This window comes from Paenibacillus sp. KN14-4R (assembly GCF_052180255.1).
GTDB lineage: Bacteria > Bacillota > Bacilli > Paenibacillales > NBRC-103111 > Paenibacillus_AM.
On sequence record NZ_CP197466.1, the window covers coordinates 2464734 to 2483002 of the forward strand.

Annotated in this window: 22 protein-coding genes; 1 reads left to right on the forward strand and 21 read right to left on the reverse strand. The window is 37.5% G+C overall.

Features of this window, described 5'->3' with window-relative positions:
- Positions 1–160: 160 nt before the first annotated feature.
- The 19 genes from ACSBOP_RS11865 to ACSBOP_RS11955 all read right to left on the reverse strand — a co-directional run bounded on the left by ACSBOP_RS11865 (position 161) and on the right by ACSBOP_RS11955 (position 14562).
- A complete protein-coding gene (locus tag ACSBOP_RS11865; RefSeq protein ID WP_442600749.1) occupies positions 161–796 on the reverse strand; it encodes a class I SAM-dependent methyltransferase in 636 nt (211 codons plus the stop codon).
- Between the two features lie 223 nt (positions 797–1019).
- Positions 1020–1175, reverse strand: a complete 156-nt coding sequence (locus tag ACSBOP_RS11870) for a hypothetical protein (protein ID WP_442600750.1) — start codon at positions 1173–1175, stop codon at positions 1020–1022.
- 406 nt (positions 1176–1581) lie between these two features.
- Positions 1582–2079, reverse strand: a complete 498-nt coding sequence (locus ACSBOP_RS11875) for a hypothetical protein (RefSeq protein WP_442600751.1) — start codon at positions 2077–2079, stop codon at positions 1582–1584.
- A gap of 251 nt (positions 2080–2330) precedes the next feature.
- Positions 2331–2792: a GNAT family N-acetyltransferase gene (locus tag ACSBOP_RS11880; protein WP_442600752.1), complete on the reverse strand. Its 462-nt coding sequence runs from the start codon at positions 2790–2792 to the stop codon at positions 2331–2333.
- Between the two features lie 232 nt (positions 2793–3024).
- The gene (locus ACSBOP_RS11885; RefSeq protein ID WP_442600753.1) at positions 3025–3567 is read right to left on the reverse strand and encodes a GNAT family N-acetyltransferase; all 543 of its coding nucleotides are present in this window, start codon (positions 3565–3567) and stop codon (positions 3025–3027) included.
- A gap of 246 nt (positions 3568–3813) precedes the next feature.
- A complete protein-coding gene (locus ACSBOP_RS11890; protein WP_442600754.1) occupies positions 3814–4341 on the reverse strand; it encodes a DUF402 domain-containing protein in 528 nt (175 codons plus the stop codon).
- A gap of 223 nt (positions 4342–4564) precedes the next feature.
- Complete coding sequence (locus ACSBOP_RS11895; RefSeq protein ID WP_442600755.1) at positions 4565–5044, reverse strand: GNAT family N-acetyltransferase; 480 nt, start codon at positions 5042–5044, stop codon at positions 4565–4567.
- A gap of 250 nt (positions 5045–5294) precedes the next feature.
- Positions 5295–5690, reverse strand: coding sequence for a DUF5071 domain-containing protein (locus tag ACSBOP_RS11900; RefSeq protein ID WP_442600756.1), 396 nt, complete (start codon positions 5688–5690; stop codon positions 5295–5297).
- 251 nt (positions 5691–5941) lie between these two features.
- A complete protein-coding gene (locus ACSBOP_RS11905) occupies positions 5942–6361 on the reverse strand; it encodes a DUF7674 family protein (RefSeq protein ID WP_442600757.1) in 420 nt (139 codons plus the stop codon).
- Between the two features lie 250 nt (positions 6362–6611).
- Entirely contained in the window at positions 6612–7376 is a 765-nt protein-coding gene (locus ACSBOP_RS11910) for a GNAT family N-acetyltransferase (RefSeq protein ID WP_442600758.1), read from the reverse strand.
- 297 nt (positions 7377–7673) lie between these two features.
- Entirely contained in the window at positions 7674–8069 is a 396-nt protein-coding gene (locus ACSBOP_RS11915) for a hypothetical protein (RefSeq protein ID WP_442600759.1), read from the reverse strand.
- 842 nt (positions 8070–8911) lie between these two features.
- Positions 8912–9289 (reverse strand): hypothetical protein, encoded by a 378-nt coding sequence (locus ACSBOP_RS11920; RefSeq protein WP_442600760.1) that lies wholly within the window; start codon positions 9287–9289, stop codon positions 8912–8914.
- A 302-nt stretch (positions 9290–9591) separates the two neighbouring features.
- Positions 9592–10080 (reverse strand): GNAT family N-acetyltransferase, encoded by a 489-nt coding sequence (locus ACSBOP_RS11925; RefSeq protein WP_442600514.1) that lies wholly within the window; start codon positions 10078–10080, stop codon positions 9592–9594.
- A 231-nt stretch (positions 10081–10311) separates the two neighbouring features.
- Entirely contained in the window at positions 10312–11109 is a 798-nt protein-coding gene (locus ACSBOP_RS11930) for an aminoglycoside phosphotransferase family protein (RefSeq protein WP_442600761.1), read from the reverse strand.
- A gap of 262 nt (positions 11110–11371) precedes the next feature.
- On the reverse strand, positions 11372–11497 hold the full coding sequence (locus ACSBOP_RS11935) for a hypothetical protein (protein WP_442600762.1): 126 nt from the start codon (positions 11495–11497) through the stop codon (positions 11372–11374).
- Positions 11498–11906: 409 nt separating this feature from the next.
- Positions 11907–12302: a DUF5071 domain-containing protein gene (locus ACSBOP_RS11940; RefSeq protein WP_442600763.1), complete on the reverse strand. Its 396-nt coding sequence runs from the start codon at positions 12300–12302 to the stop codon at positions 11907–11909.
- Between the two features lie 246 nt (positions 12303–12548).
- Positions 12549–13013, reverse strand: a complete 465-nt coding sequence (locus ACSBOP_RS11945) for a hypothetical protein (RefSeq protein WP_442600764.1) — start codon at positions 13011–13013, stop codon at positions 12549–12551.
- Positions 13014–13255: 242 nt separating this feature from the next.
- The gene (locus ACSBOP_RS11950) at positions 13256–13822 is read right to left on the reverse strand and encodes a histidine phosphatase family protein (protein ID WP_442600712.1); all 567 of its coding nucleotides are present in this window, start codon (positions 13820–13822) and stop codon (positions 13256–13258) included.
- A gap of 209 nt (positions 13823–14031) precedes the next feature.
- Positions 14032–14562, reverse strand: coding sequence for a hypothetical protein (locus ACSBOP_RS11955; protein ID WP_442600765.1), 531 nt, complete (start codon positions 14560–14562; stop codon positions 14032–14034).
- Positions 14563–15016: 454 nt separating this feature from the next.
- Between ACSBOP_RS11955 and ACSBOP_RS11960 the strand changes: the two genes are divergently transcribed.
- Positions 15017–16225 carry an IS110 family transposase gene (locus tag ACSBOP_RS11960; protein WP_442600766.1) on the forward strand — a complete coding sequence of 403 codons (1209 nt, stop codon included), beginning with the start codon at positions 15017–15019 and terminating at the stop codon, positions 16223–16225.
- A gap of 158 nt (positions 16226–16383) precedes the next feature.
- Here ACSBOP_RS11960 and ACSBOP_RS11965 read toward each other — a convergent pair whose 3' ends face one another.
- A complete protein-coding gene (locus ACSBOP_RS11965; RefSeq protein WP_442600767.1) occupies positions 16384–16947 on the reverse strand; it encodes a GNAT family N-acetyltransferase in 564 nt (187 codons plus the stop codon).
- 254 nt (positions 16948–17201) lie between these two features.
- On the reverse strand, positions 17202–18104 hold the full coding sequence (locus ACSBOP_RS11970) for a phosphotransferase enzyme family protein (RefSeq protein ID WP_442600768.1): 903 nt from the start codon (positions 18102–18104) through the stop codon (positions 17202–17204).
- Positions 18105–18269: the final 165 nt, after the last annotated feature.

Here is an 18269-nt window from a genome sequence, read left to right on the forward strand (position 1 = left end):
GATTTCCTATAACGTTGTTGTGTTCCCGACGCCTCACCGACTTAAAGCCCGAAGGGCTGGCCGCGATGCGGTTAGTAGGTGCAGGTGTGTCTGCTGAATACGCTTCTTCGAAATTCCTCTGCAGACCAAGGGGCGTATGCCACGCAGTGGGAACACGGTGTTAGACGACGTACCTTGGCTTCATTGCTATCTCCCACAAAAACTTTTTTCTTGTATATCTTTCCATTTCATATTCTTCTGCATGAACCAAAGTCCACATATTCCCACTAAAAAAACGGTTAATCTCCTGTCTATCAAAAAATCTTCTGTATATTCCTTCATTCTCCAGTAAATATTTCTCTTTAGTTTGTTCAACTTCCCCTTTATTTCTTATTTCATTTACTGAATTCAGTCTGGATAACAATAAGCCATCAAACATTAACACTCTATGTATCTCACTAATAACTTTGATTGTTGTGTCCTCATCGAAATAATGGAGACTCAAGTCAGCTATGATTACTTTTATTGAATTCTTTTCAAATGGTAGTCCCACTGTCATATCGAAACAGGCAGTTGTAATACTTGGGATCATTTCATTCAATTTTTTTAATGCTTCTTCAGAAATATCACATGCAATTGGTAATATCCCTTTCTCGAACAAATACAGTGAGTTATTACCAATTCCGCAACCTAAATCAACTATACGGTCTCTTTCCTCTTTTAGGTAATCATCGTATTTGTCAAGCCAATTATCGTAAACAGGCTTGAGACCCGGTCTTCTATATGATTCATTCCAGTATTGTTTTAATGGTTTCATATTTTCTCCATTCAAGGTATGTCGTCTAACGACTCTTGTATTCACGAACCCGAGAACCTTAAGGCACGTAGTGCCGGCCGCGACGCGGTTAGGTTCGCAGCGGTTGTCCGCCTGACTCAACTCCTCCGAAAAACCTCGGGCGGACCAAGGGGCGCAAGCCCCGCAGCGTGAATATTATGTTATCTGAAGTACGACGCTTCATCGAATTCACACAGAAATATTATTAAATTATTTCTTCTTCGTCAGTTATATCTCTTGTGCCTCCACCGAAGAACCAGCCATTAGCTTCTATAAAATCTATAAATTTGTCTGTAAATTCATCCTCTGTTTGTTCATCTTTAATTTCAATTACACCTTCTAATTTAATAAATCTGCTCATAGAACATTCCCCCTAACAACTAGCAGCTCCACATAGACTAGAAAAAACCTTCTGTAAAAAGTAAATTCCAATTAATAAGGCCACAACTAAGATTAATATATACACGACTACCAAGATAATTGAAGATTTAATAGTTCTCTTTCTTTGAAGATTTGGGGTTCTAGTTTCTATTTTTTCTTTTTTTATGGTTTACACCCTCTGTCGTATTTCAGATAACGTTTGTGTATCTACGAACCCGAAAGGCTTAAGGAGCGCAGCGACTGGGTCCGTAGGACTTAGCCTTGCAGGGTTGTCTGCTGATTTCACTTCTTCGAAAACTCTCCTGCAGACCAAGGAGCGATAGCGACACAGCGTAGATACTATGTTAGATGAAGTCTATGCCTTCTTGAAAAATCCTTCAAGAGCGCTATATTGATTCTCTTAGTTTATCTACTTCTTCTTCTAGCATTTCTTCTGTTATACCTAACCTTTTATGTAATTCTCTTGAGTAATTAACAAGGCGAGCATCCAAACTTCTTACCCTTTCTACAAATTCATTAAGTTCATTAATAATCTCACTTCTTCCAGCAATTGAAAAAGTAAGTATTATTCTCTCTTTAAAATAATCATGTACAATAAAATTTCTTAGTTTCAAAACTTCTTTTAATTCGTTTATTTCAAAATCTTGGAGTTGAAAAAGTTGCTTAATTTCATTAATTAATTGTCCCATTGTATTCGATAATTTCCGCTCATAAAGTGCTTCATAATCATCTAAAGTAGGAATTAGTCCTTGTGATTTTTTAATTAAAACTATCATATTAACAAGTTGTTGTTCTAAAACTTGAGCATGATACACAGCCAATCCGAAATATGCATAACTTTCTTTGTAATGTTCACTTTCATCATACTCCTCTTGATTCATCATTCATCACCTATTCGCATTGTTTTCATCTAACGTTATTGTATTCACGACGTCCCACCGTCTTAAGGCGACGAAGTCGCCGGGCGCGATACGCTTAGTCGGGTGTGGATGTGTCCGGCTGATTCCACTTCCTCGCAACTGCCATTGCATCCCCGAATCGACTTCTAACTCCGGCCGGACCGAGGGCGAATGCTCGATGCGTGAATATATTGTTATATGAAGTATCCGCTCCCTCGATTGATCATATCAAAATGTCAGTCTACATTGATTTCAAACTCTACTTCATGTTTAATCGGTATACTGTCATGTCCATTCATTGGAATCGTTGGCTTTAGTTTTCTTGCTTCCGTAATTGCATTGACATGGATTTTTATCATTTCAAATCCACGCTTCTGATAGAATCTAATCGCTTTAATATTGTCATTAGATGTAATTAACCAAACCCTTGAGCAGCCAAGTTTTTTTGCTTTATCAATGACCATTTGGATTAGTTGGCTACCGATACCTTGCCCTTCCAGTTTGCTATCTAAGGATACAATCTCACATTCTTCACCGATGATATTGTATAAAATACACCCGACAATTCGTTCATCTTCTAAGTAAATAAATCCGTTTAGGTTTCTTGTTTCATGTACTTGACCACGGGAAACAATTATATTCCCCCTAAAAGCAACTAATTCATCTCGTATCTCTTCATTCAATTCAATGAATGTCATTTCATCTCTCCTAGGTCTTATGATTTTAAAAGCTCTTCTGCCATTTCATATAACGTTCCTGTATCTACGAACCCGAAAGGCTTAAAGGAGCGCAGCGACTGGGTCCGTCAGGACTTAGCCTTGCAGGGTTGTGAGCTGACTCATCTCCGCTGCTACTGCTTCTTGCGAACCAAGGGCGTAGCCCGCAGCGTAGATATTATGTTATAAGATGTCCCCGCCTTCGTAGCGTTCCTTACACTTGTTTAATTAAGCTTACTCGAACAACTTGATCCCAGATTGTTCCACGACGGACTTCTTGATATCCAAGTTTCCTGTTTAATTCTATGACATGCCCGTTTTCTTCTTCTGTATGTGTGTATATTAGATTAACTCCGTAACTTTTAGCTTCACATTCAATAAATTTCTTAAGCAATGTTGCTAATCCTTGCCTGCGATACTTTGAATCCACCCATAAATTAAATATTTCTAAAAACCGTCCATCTTCTTGAAAAAGATTCCGATCCAATTCACTAAAGGCGGTCTTCCAAGGGTATGGTTTGTCCCGATTACTTATTCGATACATTATGTATCCAATGCGTGTACCCCGATCTTGATCTTCTACGATTAATATGCCTTTATCTTCATCAACAATAAATCCATATATTTTTTTACTGTGTTCTATTACTTCGTCTGGTGTCAGTTTACTGTCATTTGATGTATATCCTTCATTTAATAAATCAATTTCGACTATAATTTCTAGGTCATTCATATCTGCTCTTCTAACGGTTATATTCATTATATACGCTCCATAAAAATGAATTTCAGTGATGACTTTAATGTTTCGCGGGGGATTTCTTATAACGTTTGTGTATTCACGAACCCAAGAGGCTTAAGGCAGCGCAGCTGCCGGGTCGCCAGACTTAGCCTCGCAGGGTTGTCTGCCGGAATCAACTTCTCCGAATTTCCTCTGGCAGACCGAGGAACCGCAGGCTCCGATGCGTGAATATTATGTTAGGTGATGTTATTGCCATCCCTGAATTCACTATATGTTCTCTAATAATTCAAGATGGTTTAATATGTTATTAATAATGCTATTTGTATTTGTCTTAAGAGAATTAATAATTTCATTCAACGTTTGATATGCGCTTTCATATTCACTTTGCTTTATGAGACCCTTACTTAGTGCTTCTTCTAATTCATCTTCATCCAAAATGAAAATACGCCCATCAGGTAAGTAAACTAAATCCAAATAAAGATCATCAATATAAGGTATTCCATCTTCATTGATACCTTGACTTTGAACAACATCAAAGTACCATTGAACAATGCGCCCCTGCTTGTCTATAGTTGTAGTGATTGTATAATTCATCCCATCTGGAAAATGCATTACCCATAAATACCCTTCATCTACAATACAAAGTTCTTCTGTATCATACTTAACATAAAGAGGTTCATTAAGAGCAAGACTTGTTATATAGCCACAAAAGGAAATGTCATTAATATATACTTGTTTGTATTCTTTCTTTAAAATTCTAGACCAGTAAGGTCGGTCAGCAAGCTTTCTCTTCATCGAATCACGCTCATTAATATTATTTGCAATAATTTCACATAACGTTCTCTGTGTTCCTGAACCCGAAAGGCTTAAAGGAGCTCAGCGACTGGGTGGCCTCGCCACTTAGCCTTGCAGGGTTGTCTGCCTGACTTCACTTCCTCGAAATGCCTCGGGCAGACCAAGGAGCGAAAGCGACGAAGCTGGAAAACCGTGTTATCTGATGTAACATGACTTCTTTGATTTAGCTATTAAAATCTTGTATCTTTCTACTATTTTCAATTCGATCTTTAAATTCACCTTGCGTGTATTCATTTATTACCTTATTCCAAAATACCTGAGCTGGTTTATTGCTTTCTAATTGATAAACTTCCCACTGCCCCTTATGTAAATCAAATATTTGTTTAGCTACTGCTTTACCTATTCCTTCTTTTCTATATTTCTTCATAATAAAAAACTCTGCAATCGAGTAGTAATTCCGCTCTTCTGATTCAATAAATCTAACTAACACAAAACCTATATACTTATCTTCTTGCTTAATGACATATGGAAATCGATGATTAACTTCTTTCCAATATTCTTCCAAATATGGATATGCTCCAAATAATCCATCATCTTCTACATCACATTTTACAAATTCAGAGAAATCATAAATATAAAATTGCATTAGGTTTCTTATGATATCTTCATATTCTTTAGAAACTTGCATTAAATCAAAATTCATTTAAGTATTACCACCTTTGTTTTATATGTGTGTTGAGTTTCATGTTATTTCAGATAACGTTATTGTATTCACGAGCCCGAGAACCTTAAGGCAGCTTGTTGCCGGCCGCAACGCGGTTAGATTCGCAGGGTTGTCTGCCTGATTCAACTTCTCCGAAATACCTCTGGCAGACCAAGGGAGCGTAGCGATGCAGCTTGAATAAGTTGTTATCAGATGTGATTGCCTTCTTTGAATTAGCAAAAGAATGACTTTATCTATCTTTAATAAGTTCTAGTATCATTTGAGCAGTTTCATTTACTTCTTCAAGCTCTTCACCTTTAGTTGGATCATATGCAATTCTTATTAGTTCGTCCTTAAATTCAATAATAAAATCATCTGGTAACTCCATAACAAAATATCTTAAACACCATTCTTTCCATATATCATCTTTTGCATTTAAAACTTCCTTAACATGTGGAATTGTTTCTTCTCGATATTTAAGTAATAATTTAGCTATCTCCGTTGATATTGGCCAATTTATGTCTTGAAGCCATTCTAGAAGGCTTGTGATCAGTAGAATTACTTTTGAATTTTCCAAGTTATTCAATACAGTTACACTATCAAAATCATACTTGTCTTTAGGCAAATAAAGGTTTAAATTCTCCATGATTACTCCCATTTAGAAATTTTTTTCTAACATACTTATATTTTGCAATCATTTCTGATAACGTTTGTGTATCTACGAACCCGAAAGGCTTAAAGAAGCGTAGCGACTGGGTGGCTCCGCCACTTAGCCTTGCAGGGTTGTCTGCCGAGTCCGCTTCCTCGAAAATCCCTCGGCAGACCAAGGAGCGAACGCGACACGGCGTAGAAATAGTGTTAGCTGATGTCACCGACTTCTTGAGTTGCATTCAATGTCTATTGTTTCTTTAATGGTCCTCCAACATATTTTGTCTTTCCATTCCAAAAATCAATTAAATTATTCCACCATGTTTTTGTAACTGGTTTTAAATAAGATTCAAAAGTATTTTGCTCAATTCCTTGATTTGTCAGTTCATGAAGTAGACTTTCTAAAAAACCAATGGTAGCGAATTCTTTAACAAATTCATTTCCTATAATATGTAGCAGTTCAACTACATTAAAGATAATTACCAGCTCTTTGGTTTTCTCGTTCCTTTTAAGATCAATAATGTGATCAATGAAGTCAGATATATCTACATAGATCAGTATTTCTTCTCCTGGTTCATAAGTTTCTTTAATGTATTTCTCATATCTTAGTTTGTAAGATGGACATGCTTCTACTAATATGTCCATGACCATTTCTTTCTCTATCATCATTAGATTCCACCGCTTTTTGATATGTTTATTATTGCTCTCGGTGATTTCAGCTAACGGACTTGTATCTACGAACCCGAGAGGCTTAAGGCGCATTGCGCCGGGTCCAACGGACTTAGCCTCACAGGGTTATCTGCCGACTCTACTTCTCCGAATCACTTCGGCAGATCAAGGGGGCTTGTCCCCCGCAGCGTAGATACGATGTTATAGGATGTCAGTGCCTTCTTCGAGATTACAACTTTGCAATTAATTATTATAGTTGAAATTGCAACTCTGTCTTAACACCTATTTTTTCAAATCCACATTTCTTATACATTTCTTTAGCAGTATCTGAACTATCTGTAATTAAATATGCATGTTTCACATTTTGCTTCTCTGCTCTTTGTAGCAAATATTTGATGACTTTACTGCCAAAACCTCTCCTCTGATATTCTTTTAGTATATCGAAATCTTCAATTTTGGCTATGTTTTCTAAAGTCATTAATTCACAGTTCCCAATTGGTATGTCTTTATGATAACAAACGTATAAATCCAGAGGTTGATTCATTTCGTATACTTTTAATTTACGATCAATTCTTCTTCTCGCAAAATCCTGTCCCATTGAATCTTCATTCGCTAATACATCGATCGTTCTACCATCCAAAATCACTTCATCACTACTCGCTTGCTTTATAACACAGTCACTATTTCCACCAATGTTTCTAAAACGATCAGTTTTAATATACATGTAATCGTAAATGGTCAATTCAGGTTTGACATGCAATTCACCAAGTATCTTTTCATTTATATCAAAATTCATTTCAATTCTTAAAAAACTCTTATTTTGTTCTTTACGCAAAGTAAGTTCATCAGAAATTATTTCCATAAGATTTTCACTATAGTTTTTTACTAGAGTAAAATTATGAGTATACATATCCGGAATTTCATCATCCCAAAATCTGATAAGATTTTCTTCTTCATAACTTTGAGAAAATAATTTAGTGTACGTTAATTCGGCATTTATTATTTGAGTCTTCATGTTATCCTCACTTTATTACTTTATTCTGGTTGAAATTTTTTTGGTATATTAGTTTTGCACTGATTTCCTATAACGTTGTTGTGTTCCCGACGCCGAAAGACTTAAGGTAATCCATTATCCATTACGGCAAAGCCATGAATCGGTACCGGCTGCGCGTAGCGCAGTTAGTCTTGCAGGTGTGTCTGCTGAATACCCTTCCTCGAATTATCTTCTTGCAGACCAAGGGGCGTACGCCCCGCTGTGGGAAAACTGTGTTAGCAGATGTTACCGACCTCTTCGAATTACCCATATTTGATTTCATTTCAGTTTATTTATTACTTTTTCTAAATTATCTTTTGAAGTGGTAATAATTAATGCGTTTTTAATCACATATTTTTTATATTCATTTAAATTTATACCAACTGCTCTCATATTCTCCAAATTCTTTTCTCCAAGTAGCCTTTTTTCTGCATCATCAAAAAGAATAATATAGATCTTCCCTACTGATGAATCATATAATGTTAATTTATCATTATTCAGTCCAAAAAATATGGGGTCATCATTTACTAGTTCGGTTATGGTTAGATTAATATTATTTAATTCAAATATCTCTTTGATACTATTTGTAGTTAATTGAGTATTTGTCTTGCTACATCCAATAAAAATCGATGCACTTAAAGATAAAATAATTAAGATTACAATAGTTTTGTTCATGTCTTTTCCACCTTTGTTCGAATTGATTATTTGGTAGAAGATAAGTCCTCGTATTGTCTATTTATATCTATGCTTTTATAAAATCTTTCGGTAATTTCTGCTAACGTTTGTGTATCTACGAACCCGAGAGGCTTAAAGGAGCGAAGCGACTGGGTCGAAGACTTAGCCTCGCAGGGTTGTCTGCCTGATTCCACTTCCTCGAAATTCCTCAGGCAGACCAAGGGACGCATGTCCCGCAGTGCAGATACGATGTTAACTGATGCCTCTGACTTCCTGAATTCAGATCAAAATTCACTTCATTTCTTTAATGATCTTCAACATGTTCCTTAATTTACTTTGGTTTCATTCTTTAATATGGGTAAAGCATAACTTCTATGTATTCTTCACTATCGTTCTTCTATGGTATTATATCCCACAATATCTTCCTGTGCTCTTATTTTTCCTCATCTTTATAAAAAGAGTCGCGACATCGAAGGGGCTTACTCATTTCCTCGGATTGCCTCGCGACTATTGGATTTACTTCTGATTTCAAGTCATTCCACGTTATTATAATTAATTCCAATTCATTTCATAATCATCTTTCCCCTTACATCTTTTTATATCATGATCTCAGAGGTTTCAGTTAACGTCTCTTGTATTCACGAACCCGAGAGGCTTAAGGCAGCTTGCTGCCGGGTGGCTCCGCCACTTAGCCTCGCAGGGTTGTCCGCCTGCCCACGCTACCCCGAAATTCCTCGGGCGGACCAAGATCGCGATAGCGATCGCATCGTGAATATGGTGTTATATGATGTCCCCGTCTTCGAAGCCAAACTAACCAAAACTCTATTACTATTCTTCTTGATCTAAGGACTTTTAATTTCATCTTCAAAAAGAATCTTCAAATCTTCAGGTACTATAACTATATCTTGAATCTTATAATCCTTTCCTGGCGTATGATTCACTAATAACATTCTTCCATTCCCTAAGGTAATAAGAGTATATGATTTATAATCAGCACTAGGATCTTCAATCTCCTTAAGGGCTCTAAACATTTCCTTAGTTGCTGCTGATTTACGTTGACTACTAAATAAGGATTGAAAGTCTTCAAAATCATTAAAGAAAATTGCCTGTTTCATTTGAATTGATGTCTGTATTGGATCGGATTCCTTGTCCTTTGAACAAGAGACACTTAATATTATGAGAGAAATTAATATAAGTAGTTTAAATAACTTATTGATCATCCTTTCATCTCCTATTCTTAAGAGTTATTAATTCATTCTTGCATTTCAAGTCAGTAAATAATGCTTAGTTCTTTAATGTTCTTTACGGGGATTTCATATAACGTTCTCCGTATTCACGACGTCCCACCGACTTAAGGCTGCGCCAGCAGCCGGCCGCGATACGGTTAGTCGGTGCGGATGTGTCCGCCTGATCTCGCTCCTCTGCCAATCTCTTCGGGTGGACCGAGGAGCCGCAAGGCTACGAAGCGTGAATATAATGTTAGGTGTAGTTAATGCCATCTCGAAATGCCAAAATGTTCTTGTTAGACTTTAAAATATTGATATATTATCTCATGTCCTTCCTCTCTCTCTTCCTTTTCATAATATTCTATATCAAATGATTTATATACGTTCTTCCAAAATTGAATTGCAGGGGTATTCGTTTTTATTTGACTAATAGCATACCTGCCAGGAAGTTGTTTAAAAAATACTTTACATGCCTCTCTTCCTAAACCCTGTCTACGATACTTTTTCATTATAAAAAATGAATTCAAAACATAATCAGCAAATTCCTGATTAGAGAATGGACCACTTTGAAGTAAAATGAATCCTATGATTTTATCGTCTATGCGGATGAAGAACGGAGTCAGTCCTTCCTTCTCAAATAACCAATCTAATACATCGAATTCAAATAGGCCATTACTTTGATTAATCTCTAAGTCACTATTAAATTCGGATAAATCATGAAGAAATAAAGTCATTAATTGTCTAAAAATATGTTTATCATTCTGTTCAGCTTTAGTAATTATCATCACGAGCCTCTTCTCCTATTATTGTTTTATGTTCTGCATTAATTACACCTAACGTTGTTGTATTCACGAACCCGAGAGGCTTAAAGGAGTGCCAGCGACTGGGTCGAAGACTTAGCCTCGCAGGGTTGTCTGCCTGAAACCACTTCCTCGAAATGCATCTAGCAGACCAAGGGGCGTAGCCCCGCAGCGTGAATACCGTGTTGTACGAAGTCTTGCACTTCTCCGAATTATCTACAAAACGTCTCTAATTAATTTAACTAACTCTGTCTTTTCTTCATATGGTATCCACTCACAAAGCCTTGCTGCTGCAATAGGAATAATCCAGTCATTAATTTCATTCATTGATAAAAATGATTTCCTGAAATATTCTTCTAGATAGTTTTCTATAATTTGATCTCTAATCTTTGTTATAAATGCTTGAATTTCTTTAGGAACTTCATCAGATACATGTCCGAATTTAAGTAAGAGATATGTTCTAGCTACATCGCTTGCTGGGCTACCTTGAACTCCAGTCATCCAATCAATTACCCAGTCTGTTCCTTCGCTATGAATAATATTATCTGGGTGAAAATCACCATGACAAAGTTTGTTATCGTCAGGGAGTTCAATTAATTTCTTTAGAATTCTTGCCTTCTCTTGAGTTGTAAGTATTGGAGCATCTTTAATTCGTTCAGCTAATAAGTGTTTTTGGTTCGGAAAAGTTTCAACTTGTCTTTTATGAATCTCAATATGCATGGATGCAAGCCTATGAGCTTCTTCAATTACGATCAAAGGATTTTCAGTTATTGTTCTAAGCATGGTGTTCCCATCAATACGAGAGTAAACTATCCCATGACGTTCACCAAATTCAATTATCTCAACTGGATTAGGACTATGAATCCCTAAATCATACACCGCTTTCGCATTGTTAAATTCAGATACAATTAAATTCAATGGAAAATCATGTTTAAAAAGCTTAAGAACATGCTGTTTATCATATGCAATAATTTCAGCCGTCCTACCGAATGCGATAATACTATATGCGCTCATAAATTCTCTCCTGCCTTTATGTACTTGCAAGATTTCGTATAACGTTCTTGTATTCACGAACCCGAGAACCTTAAGGCACGTAGTGCCGGCCGCGACGCGGTTAGGTTCGCAGCGGTTGTCCGCCTGACTCAACTCCTCCGAAAAACCTCGGGCGGACCAAGGGGCGGCCCCGCAGCGTGAATACTATGTTATCTGAAGTACTACGCTTCATCGAATTCACACAGAAATATTATTAAATTATTTCTTCTTCGTCAGTTATATCTCATGTGCCTCCACCGAAGAACCAGCCATTAGCTTCTATAAAATCTATAAATTTGTCTGTAAATCCATCCTCTGTTTGTTCGTCTTTAATTTCAATTACACCTTCTAATTTATTAAATCTGCTCATAGAACATTCCCCCTAACAACTAGCAGCTCCACATAGACTAGAGAAAACCTTCTGTAAAAAGTAAATTCCAATTAATAAGGCAACAACTAAGATTAATATATACACGACTACCAAGATAATTGAAGATTTAATAGTTCTCTTTCTTTGAAGATTTGGGCTTCTAGTTTCTATTTTTTCTTTTTTTATGGTTTACACCCTCTGTCGTATTTCAGATAACGTTATTGTATTCACGAACCCGAGAACCTTAAGGCAGCATGCTGTCGGCCGCAACGCGGTTAGGTTCGAAGGGTTGTCTGCCTGATACAACTTCTCCGAAATGCCTCTGGCAGACCAAGGGAGCGTAGCGATGCAGCTTGAATAAGTTGTTATCAGATGTGATTGCCTTCTTTGAATTAGCAAAAGAATGACTTTATCTATCTTTAATAAGTTCTAGTATCATTTGAGCAGTTTCATTTACTTCTTCAAGCTCTTCACCTTTTGTTGGATCATATGCAATTCTTATTAGTTCATCCTTAAATTCAATAATAAAATCATCTGGTAACTCCATAACAAAATATCTTAAACACCATTCTTTCCATCTATCGTCTTTTGCATTTAGAACTTCCTTAACATGTGGAATTGTTTCTTCTGGATATTTAAGTAATAATTTTGCTATCTCCGTTGCTATTGGCCAATTTATGTCTTGAAGCCATTCTAGAAGGCTTGGGATCAGTAAAATTACTTTTGAATTTCCCAAGTTATTCAATACAGTTACACTATCAAAATCATGCTTGTCTTTAGGCAAATAAAGGTTTAACTTCTCCATGATTACTCCCATTTAGAATTTTTTTTCTAACATATTTATATTTTGCAATCATTTCTGATAACGTCTCTTGTATTCACGAACCCGAGAACCTTAAGGCCCGTAGGGCCGGCCGCTGCGCGGTTAGGTTCGCAGTGGTTGTCCGCCTGACTCTACTTCTCCGAAAAACCTCGGGCGGACCAAGGAGCCGTCAGGCTCCGTAGCGTGAATACGATGTTAGGTGTAGTTCCGTCAGTAATACTTACAAAATCATTTCGATCTTCTGATTTGTCTCTTCTCTGTTAATGTCCATGTATCGTTTCTCTTCTCAAGAGTTTGAGTTAGCTCAATTCCGCTTAAAAAGAGCTTTATACTTTGTATTTCTATCTTACGATCTGATATAATTTTCTGCTTTCCTAATCCTATTGCCATTCCTCCGTGTTTTCTATTTATTAAATTCCCTTCGATTACTGAATAATCACCTTCACTAACTTCAACTCCGCTTAAATCGGCCATGTAAGAAATCAATTTTTCTTTATCTTCAGGAAGTAGACTTAAATTATCAAGTTCTATTACCATGTACTTAAGATTATTGTTAAAGACATCACTGTCCATTTCAAAAATCGTTTTAAATGCAAGTTTATATATTTCTAAATAGTCAACTTTATCTGGTTGCTTCTGTGAACAACTTATTAAAATTAAAAGCACTAAAATACTTGACACTATTTTTTTCATGTTCTTGTTCCTTTATTTAATTTATTAAGAAGCTCTAAGAATTTCACCTAACGTTGTTGTGTTCCCGACGCCTCACCGACTTAAGCCCCGTAGGGCGGCCGCTACGCGGTTAGTCGGTGCAGGTGTGTCTGCTGAATCTACTTCTTCGAAATTCCTCTTGCAGACCAAGGGGCGTATGCCCCGCAGTGGGAACATAGTGTTATGTGATGTCGCAGCCCTCTTCGATAAACCCACAAATTACTCTATTCTTTCCATAGTCTTGTTACTTCTTCTAATTCCAGGTCTTTAAATTGTATTTTATAGATGTCTGGTTTCTTTGTTTGATTCAAGAAATCTAATCCGTAATTCGAATCAAAATAATTCATCATCAATGTCATTACATTCCCGTGTGTTCCAATAGCAACTTTTTTTCCCTTGTATTCTTCTAAGATATTTTTTAACACTACCACTGATCTATTCTGGCAAACAGTGTTAGATTCTCCTCCTGGTAATGCATAATCAGGGTCATCAAACATCTTCTTCATAGCAGGCATAAATTCTTCATTAGAAATAATATAGTCTGAAAAATACCTTTCCCGAAGATCCTCAATTATCTTAATATCTAATTCTAACTCTTTGGCCAATCCCTCCAATGTTAGAATTGCTCGAGCATAAGGACTTGATATAATAACGTTTATTCCTTCGCTCTTCAATATCTCTGTTATTGTTTCTGCTTTCAATTTGCCCTGTAGGGTAAGTCCCCTGGTTCTTTCATTTCCTTCAGTATATTGTGACTCAGCATGCCTAACCATATAAACAATGGTCTTCATATAAACCTCCTTGAATTGCTTCCATTATAATATTTCTGTGATTTCACATAACGTTGTTGTATTCACGAACCCGAAAGGCTTAAGGTGCGTCAGCGCCGGGTGGCTCTGCCACTTAGCCTTGCAGGGTTGTCTGCCCGAACGGGCAGACCAAGGGGTGACAGCCCCTAAGTGTGAATACGGAGTTATAAGAAGTCTATAACTTCTCTGAATTACCTGAATAAAAGTTCTTTCATATATCTAAGTGATTTATAAATTAAAACCAGAAGTAGTGCTAAATTCACTCCAATTAAAACCTTGGACACCTCTAACCAAGAGAAAGATATAAATAATAAACACATTGACGTTAAACTAGGATTACTAGACAGAAGTGTGATTACACTAACTACAATTAAAGAACTGTTTAATAACAGTATCCAATACAACGGTTTTTTTGCATTCTCTTTTATGTAGCTTCTCCTTATCTCGCCATTCATTCCTTCATGTTTTAATGCGGATATGTAATGTTCCCACCTAAAAGTTCCTATACTTGCTACAAGAGCAGCAATAGCTAAAGCAGCAGTTATATTTACCTGAACAAATAAATCAATGAATTTTCTAATATTTTCTTGACTCGCTTCACAGATTAACTGTAAATATAAATAAAAAGCAAAAACAGTAGTAATACAAATAACAATAGATTCTAATTTAAAACTAATTTCTACTTTGGAATTGCTATTCAATTTCGTTCTTTTAATTTTCATTTCTTGATTCCTCGCCTTTAAATTTTTGTCGGAGATTTCTTATAACGTTATTTTATTCACGACGTACCACCACCTTAAGCCCGAAGGGCGGCCGCGATGCGGTTAGGTGGTGCGGATGTGTCCGGCTGGATCCACTTCCCCGAAACTGAAATGCCCCACCGAATGCACTCCTAACTTCTTGCCGGACCGAGGGCGAATGCCCGATGCGTGAATATGGTGTTGGTATATTAAGCTCATCCCAGTTCATCGGGGATGAGCTTTTCTTTTATACTTAAAAGATCACCACTGGGTTAAAAACGAATGCGGTGTTGGGACTTAGATCTCGTCGCATAAAGTGTTTCAGCCCTTGCAGTGTTCATACCCCGATTTAGCTGGTTGGGCCCTGAGCCCGTATCACCGTGCCAACCTGTGGAGAGCATTTGTTTTGGGTCCTAGTGTCATCCAAGGAGGTCATATGAATCAACCTGTTTTAAGTATCGATATTGCGAAGGGGAAGAGCGTTGCCGCTGCCTTCACTTCCTATGGCGTACAAGTAAAGAAGCCCTTCTCTTTCTCCCATTCACCTGATGATGTATCGTTATTGCTTTCAGTTCTTGTTCAGCTTGAAGAATCTACAACGCTGCGACCAACTGTCGTTATGGAGGCTACTGGTAATTATTCGAAGCCTATTGCTTCTTTCTTTTTCTCGCATGGGTATCCCGTTTTCATGTTAAACCCCTTAACGACTCATGAGCTCAAAAAGAGATCTACTCGTAAGGTGAAGACCGATCCTATTGATGCAATTCGAATTGCTAATGCGTTCTATTTAGGGGAAGGTACGCCACTCATGCCAATAGATGAAAAGGTCACTGAACTGCGGTTTCTCTGTCGCCAACATGCCCAGTGGAAAGCTCTTCTTGGTGAAGTTCAGCTGCAATTCCGTTCCATTCTGGATTTGGCTTTTCCGGGCTATGACAAGGCTTTTCAGAACATATTTAACCCTTCATCCACTCAGCTTCTCACTAAATTCCCTTCCCCTTCAGCTTTACTGACTGCGGACAAAGAGGACGTATTAACCATTCTTATGCTGAATCGAAGAGGTCGTACTTGGAATGAAGATAAATACGCGCAGCTTCTGGGAATTGCGCGCAGTAGCCTTCCTGATCCGTGTGGATCTCAGGCACAAATATTTGCAATACAGAATTTCATAGGGTTATTTAAGGCTTACCAAGAAGGAATTACAGCACTCGAAAAACAAATGGAAAGCTTAGCCCAAGCATTTTCTGCCTACCACCTATTACGCTCGATTCCTGGGGTGGGACCGATTACTGCGGCAATGATTCACGCTGAAATTGGGGACATAAAAAGGTTCCCTTCCGTGAAACAGTTGACCGCTTTTGCAGGGCTGGATTCATCTGTTTACGAGTCAGGAACCTTTAAGGCGAACCAAAATCGCATTTCAAAACGAGGCTCTGCTTACCTCCGTACAGCGCTCTACCAAGCAACAGTTGGAGGTATCTCAAAGCAAATCCACGGCCCTCGAAATCCAATTCTATGGCAATATTACCAGCAAAAACGACTTGAAGGCAAACCTGGTAAAGTTGCCATTGTGGCGACTTCAAACAAGCTTTTGCGCATGATTTACGGAATTTTGAGTAACGGAGCGCCCTTTCAGAGCAAATAACAGATACTAATAGTAATATTTTACCATTAACTTACTTCTTGGAGTAGGTTTATTTAAGTCTGCATTTTTTGGAGTTATGAAATCTTAAATCTATTGAATCTTGACTTTGATTAGCTGGTTTATAGGATGTCAACGCCTTCTCGATCCACTAACACCATTTATTTAACTAGAGCGTATATATGAGTATCTCTTATCTGACTCTTATCTGCTGATAAATCATCACATCTTAATGTTCCTTCTAATTGAAAGCCTAATCGTTCTGGAATCGCCTTACTCTTATAATTTAAAGTATCACAACGAATTTCTACTCTTCTAGCCTTCAACTCTGTAAAGGCAAAATTGGTTATTCCTTGAACTGCTTCAGTCATATACCCATTTCCGCTCATACGTGTATCAATCCAGTATCCGATTTCAAATTTACGTATCTCCCAATCTGGCTTATTCAATCCAGATAAACCAATGAATTGTTTAGTTTCTTTATCAAATATCAGAAGTCTAAGTTCATCTCTCTTAATAAACTTTACATATGCTTCTCGTAGAATTGTTTCGATTGACTGTTCAGAATGTTCGTTCTGTGCAAAAATAGTCAACCACTCCTTGAGCTCATTAATCGATGAGGTTATACTCTCATACACTACCTTACCATCACCAGGTAGAGGTGTTCTAATCAATAACCTTTCAGTTGTAAATTGGTTTGGAAAATCTATTAATACTGGATTCATTCTATAATCCCCTCTGCATTTATTAATATGTTTTTATCCGATCTTGCGTTGATTTCCTATAACGTCTTTGTATTCACGAACCCTCACTGGCTTAAGGGGCGAATGCCCCGGGTCCGACGGACTTAGCCAGTGCAGGGTTGTCCGGCTGATACCGCTTCTCCGAAATGCCTCGGTCCGGACCGAGAGCCGAATGGCTCGAAGCGTGAATATGGTGTTATCGGATGTCAATGCCTTCTTCGAATAACCTAATGTTTTCAACTACCACGAATAGCACTTTTCAAGATCTCTTTATTATTCACGCCGTATTCGAGAATTGACCACATTGCTTCAATAGCATTATCCCCATAGGCGTTCATGTACATCAATTGCATAAATACGGCACCTTGAAACGTTAGTTCAACTTCATCGTCGCTTAATGATTGGTTCAACTGATATCCTCGATAAAATGCAGTGGCGTTTCGATTATCAAACTTCAATTGACCGTTGTGAAATCGAACAAACTGACAAATTAATGGATATCCTAAGTCAATATACTTGGAACCAATGCCTGCGTCGTCGAAGTCAATAAAAATGAGTTGACCGTTATTTTTCTTCATTGCGTTATGTGGACCGATATCCGTATGTATAAGGCATTGCTGATGATTATCAAAGTCTGGAAGGTTATATATGCATCGGGAATATGACGAATAAAATTGTTTGTCCTTGAACCATCCCAACATATTCTGTATTCGATCCTTATAGCGAAGATTAGATTCTAATTGGTAACCTTCTACGGCGTGAAGACGACTTGCAAGCACCCCGATTTCAAACTCATCTTCTGGATTTTCACTAACCTTGTCACCATTGATATATTCCAACACATACAAAAATCTATCATTAAAACGAGCGTACAAGCTACCTCCTAGTTGTTGGAGAATGACAGGTGCAATCTGTTCTGGTAACTGACCAAGAAAATGAAGGACTTTAGTGTATGATTGAACCTCTTCCTCACTACGTTCAGGTTCTAATATCTTGACAATCCATTGTCCATCAGTTGAAGAAAAATGAAACACCTCACGAGAGCCATTTGCTTTAAGTTTATTTATTATCTTTACTTCACTAAGTCCATACTCATTTCTTAAAAACTCAACTAAGTTAATATATTGGAAAACCTGCAATATTCAACTCACCTGCCTTTGTTAGACTATGATAACTTTAGTGTTGCATTGATTTCGGCTAACGTTGTTGTGTTCCCGACGCCTCACCGACTTAAAGCCCGAAGGGCTGGCCGCGATGCGGTTAGTAGGTGCAGGTGTGTCTGCTGAATACGCTTCTTCGAAATT

Coding starts and splice junctions, on each gene's coding strand:
- ACSBOP_RS11865 (WP_442600749.1), bottom strand. CDS start 796: ATGAAACCATTAAAACAATACTGGAATGAATCATATAGAAGACCGGGT.
- ACSBOP_RS11870 (WP_442600750.1), bottom strand. CDS start 1,175: ATGAGCAGATTTATTAAATTAGAAGGTGTAATTGAAATTAAAGATGAA.
- ACSBOP_RS11875 (WP_442600751.1), bottom strand. CDS start 2,079: ATGATGAATCAAGAGGAGTATGATGAAAGTGAACATTACAAAGAAAGT.
- ACSBOP_RS11880 (WP_442600752.1), bottom strand. CDS start 2,792: ATGACATTCATTGAATTGAATGAAGAGATACGAGATGAATTAGTTGCT.
- ACSBOP_RS11885 (WP_442600753.1), bottom strand. CDS start 3,567: ATGAATATAACCGTTAGAAGAGCAGATATGAATGACCTAGAAATTATA.
- ACSBOP_RS11890 (WP_442600754.1), bottom strand. CDS start 4,341: ATGAAGAGAAAGCTTGCTGACCGACCTTACTGGTCTAGAATTTTAAAG.
- ACSBOP_RS11895 (WP_442600755.1), bottom strand. CDS start 5,044: ATGAATTTTGATTTAATGCAAGTTTCTAAAGAATATGAAGATATCATA.
- ACSBOP_RS11900 (WP_442600756.1), bottom strand. CDS start 5,690: ATGGAGAATTTAAACCTTTATTTGCCTAAAGACAAGTATGATTTTGAT.
- ACSBOP_RS11905 (WP_442600757.1), bottom strand. CDS start 6,361: ATGATGATAGAGAAAGAAATGGTCATGGACATATTAGTAGAAGCATGT.
- ACSBOP_RS11910 (WP_442600758.1), bottom strand. CDS start 7,376: ATGAAGACTCAAATAATAAATGCCGAATTAACGTACACTAAATTATTT.
- ACSBOP_RS11915 (WP_442600759.1), bottom strand. CDS start 8,069: ATGAACAAAACTATTGTAATCTTAATTATTTTATCTTTAAGTGCATCG.
- ACSBOP_RS11920 (WP_442600760.1), bottom strand. CDS start 9,289: ATGATCAATAAGTTATTTAAACTACTTATATTAATTTCTCTCATAATA.
- ACSBOP_RS11925 (WP_442600514.1), bottom strand. CDS start 10,080: ATGATAATTACTAAAGCTGAACAGAATGATAAACATATTTTTAGACAA.
- ACSBOP_RS11930 (WP_442600761.1), bottom strand. CDS start 11,109: ATGAGCGCATATAGTATTATCGCATTCGGTAGGACGGCTGAAATTATT.
- ACSBOP_RS11935 (WP_442600762.1), bottom strand. CDS start 11,497: ATGAGCAGATTTAATAAATTAGAAGGTGTAATTGAAATTAAAGACGAA.
- ACSBOP_RS11940 (WP_442600763.1), bottom strand. CDS start 12,302: ATGGAGAAGTTAAACCTTTATTTGCCTAAAGACAAGCATGATTTTGAT.
- ACSBOP_RS11945 (WP_442600764.1), bottom strand. CDS start 13,013: ATGAAAAAAATAGTGTCAAGTATTTTAGTGCTTTTAATTTTAATAAGT.
- ACSBOP_RS11950 (WP_442600712.1), bottom strand. CDS start 13,822: ATGAAGACCATTGTTTATATGGTTAGGCATGCTGAGTCACAATATACT.
- ACSBOP_RS11955 (WP_442600765.1), bottom strand. CDS start 14,562: ATGAAAATTAAAAGAACGAAATTGAATAGCAATTCCAAAGTAGAAATT.
- ACSBOP_RS11960 (WP_442600766.1), top strand. CDS start 15,017: ATGAATCAACCTGTTTTAAGTATCGATATTGCGAAGGGGAAGAGCGTT.
- ACSBOP_RS11965 (WP_442600767.1), bottom strand. CDS start 16,947: ATGAATCCAGTATTAATAGATTTTCCAAACCAATTTACAACTGAAAGG.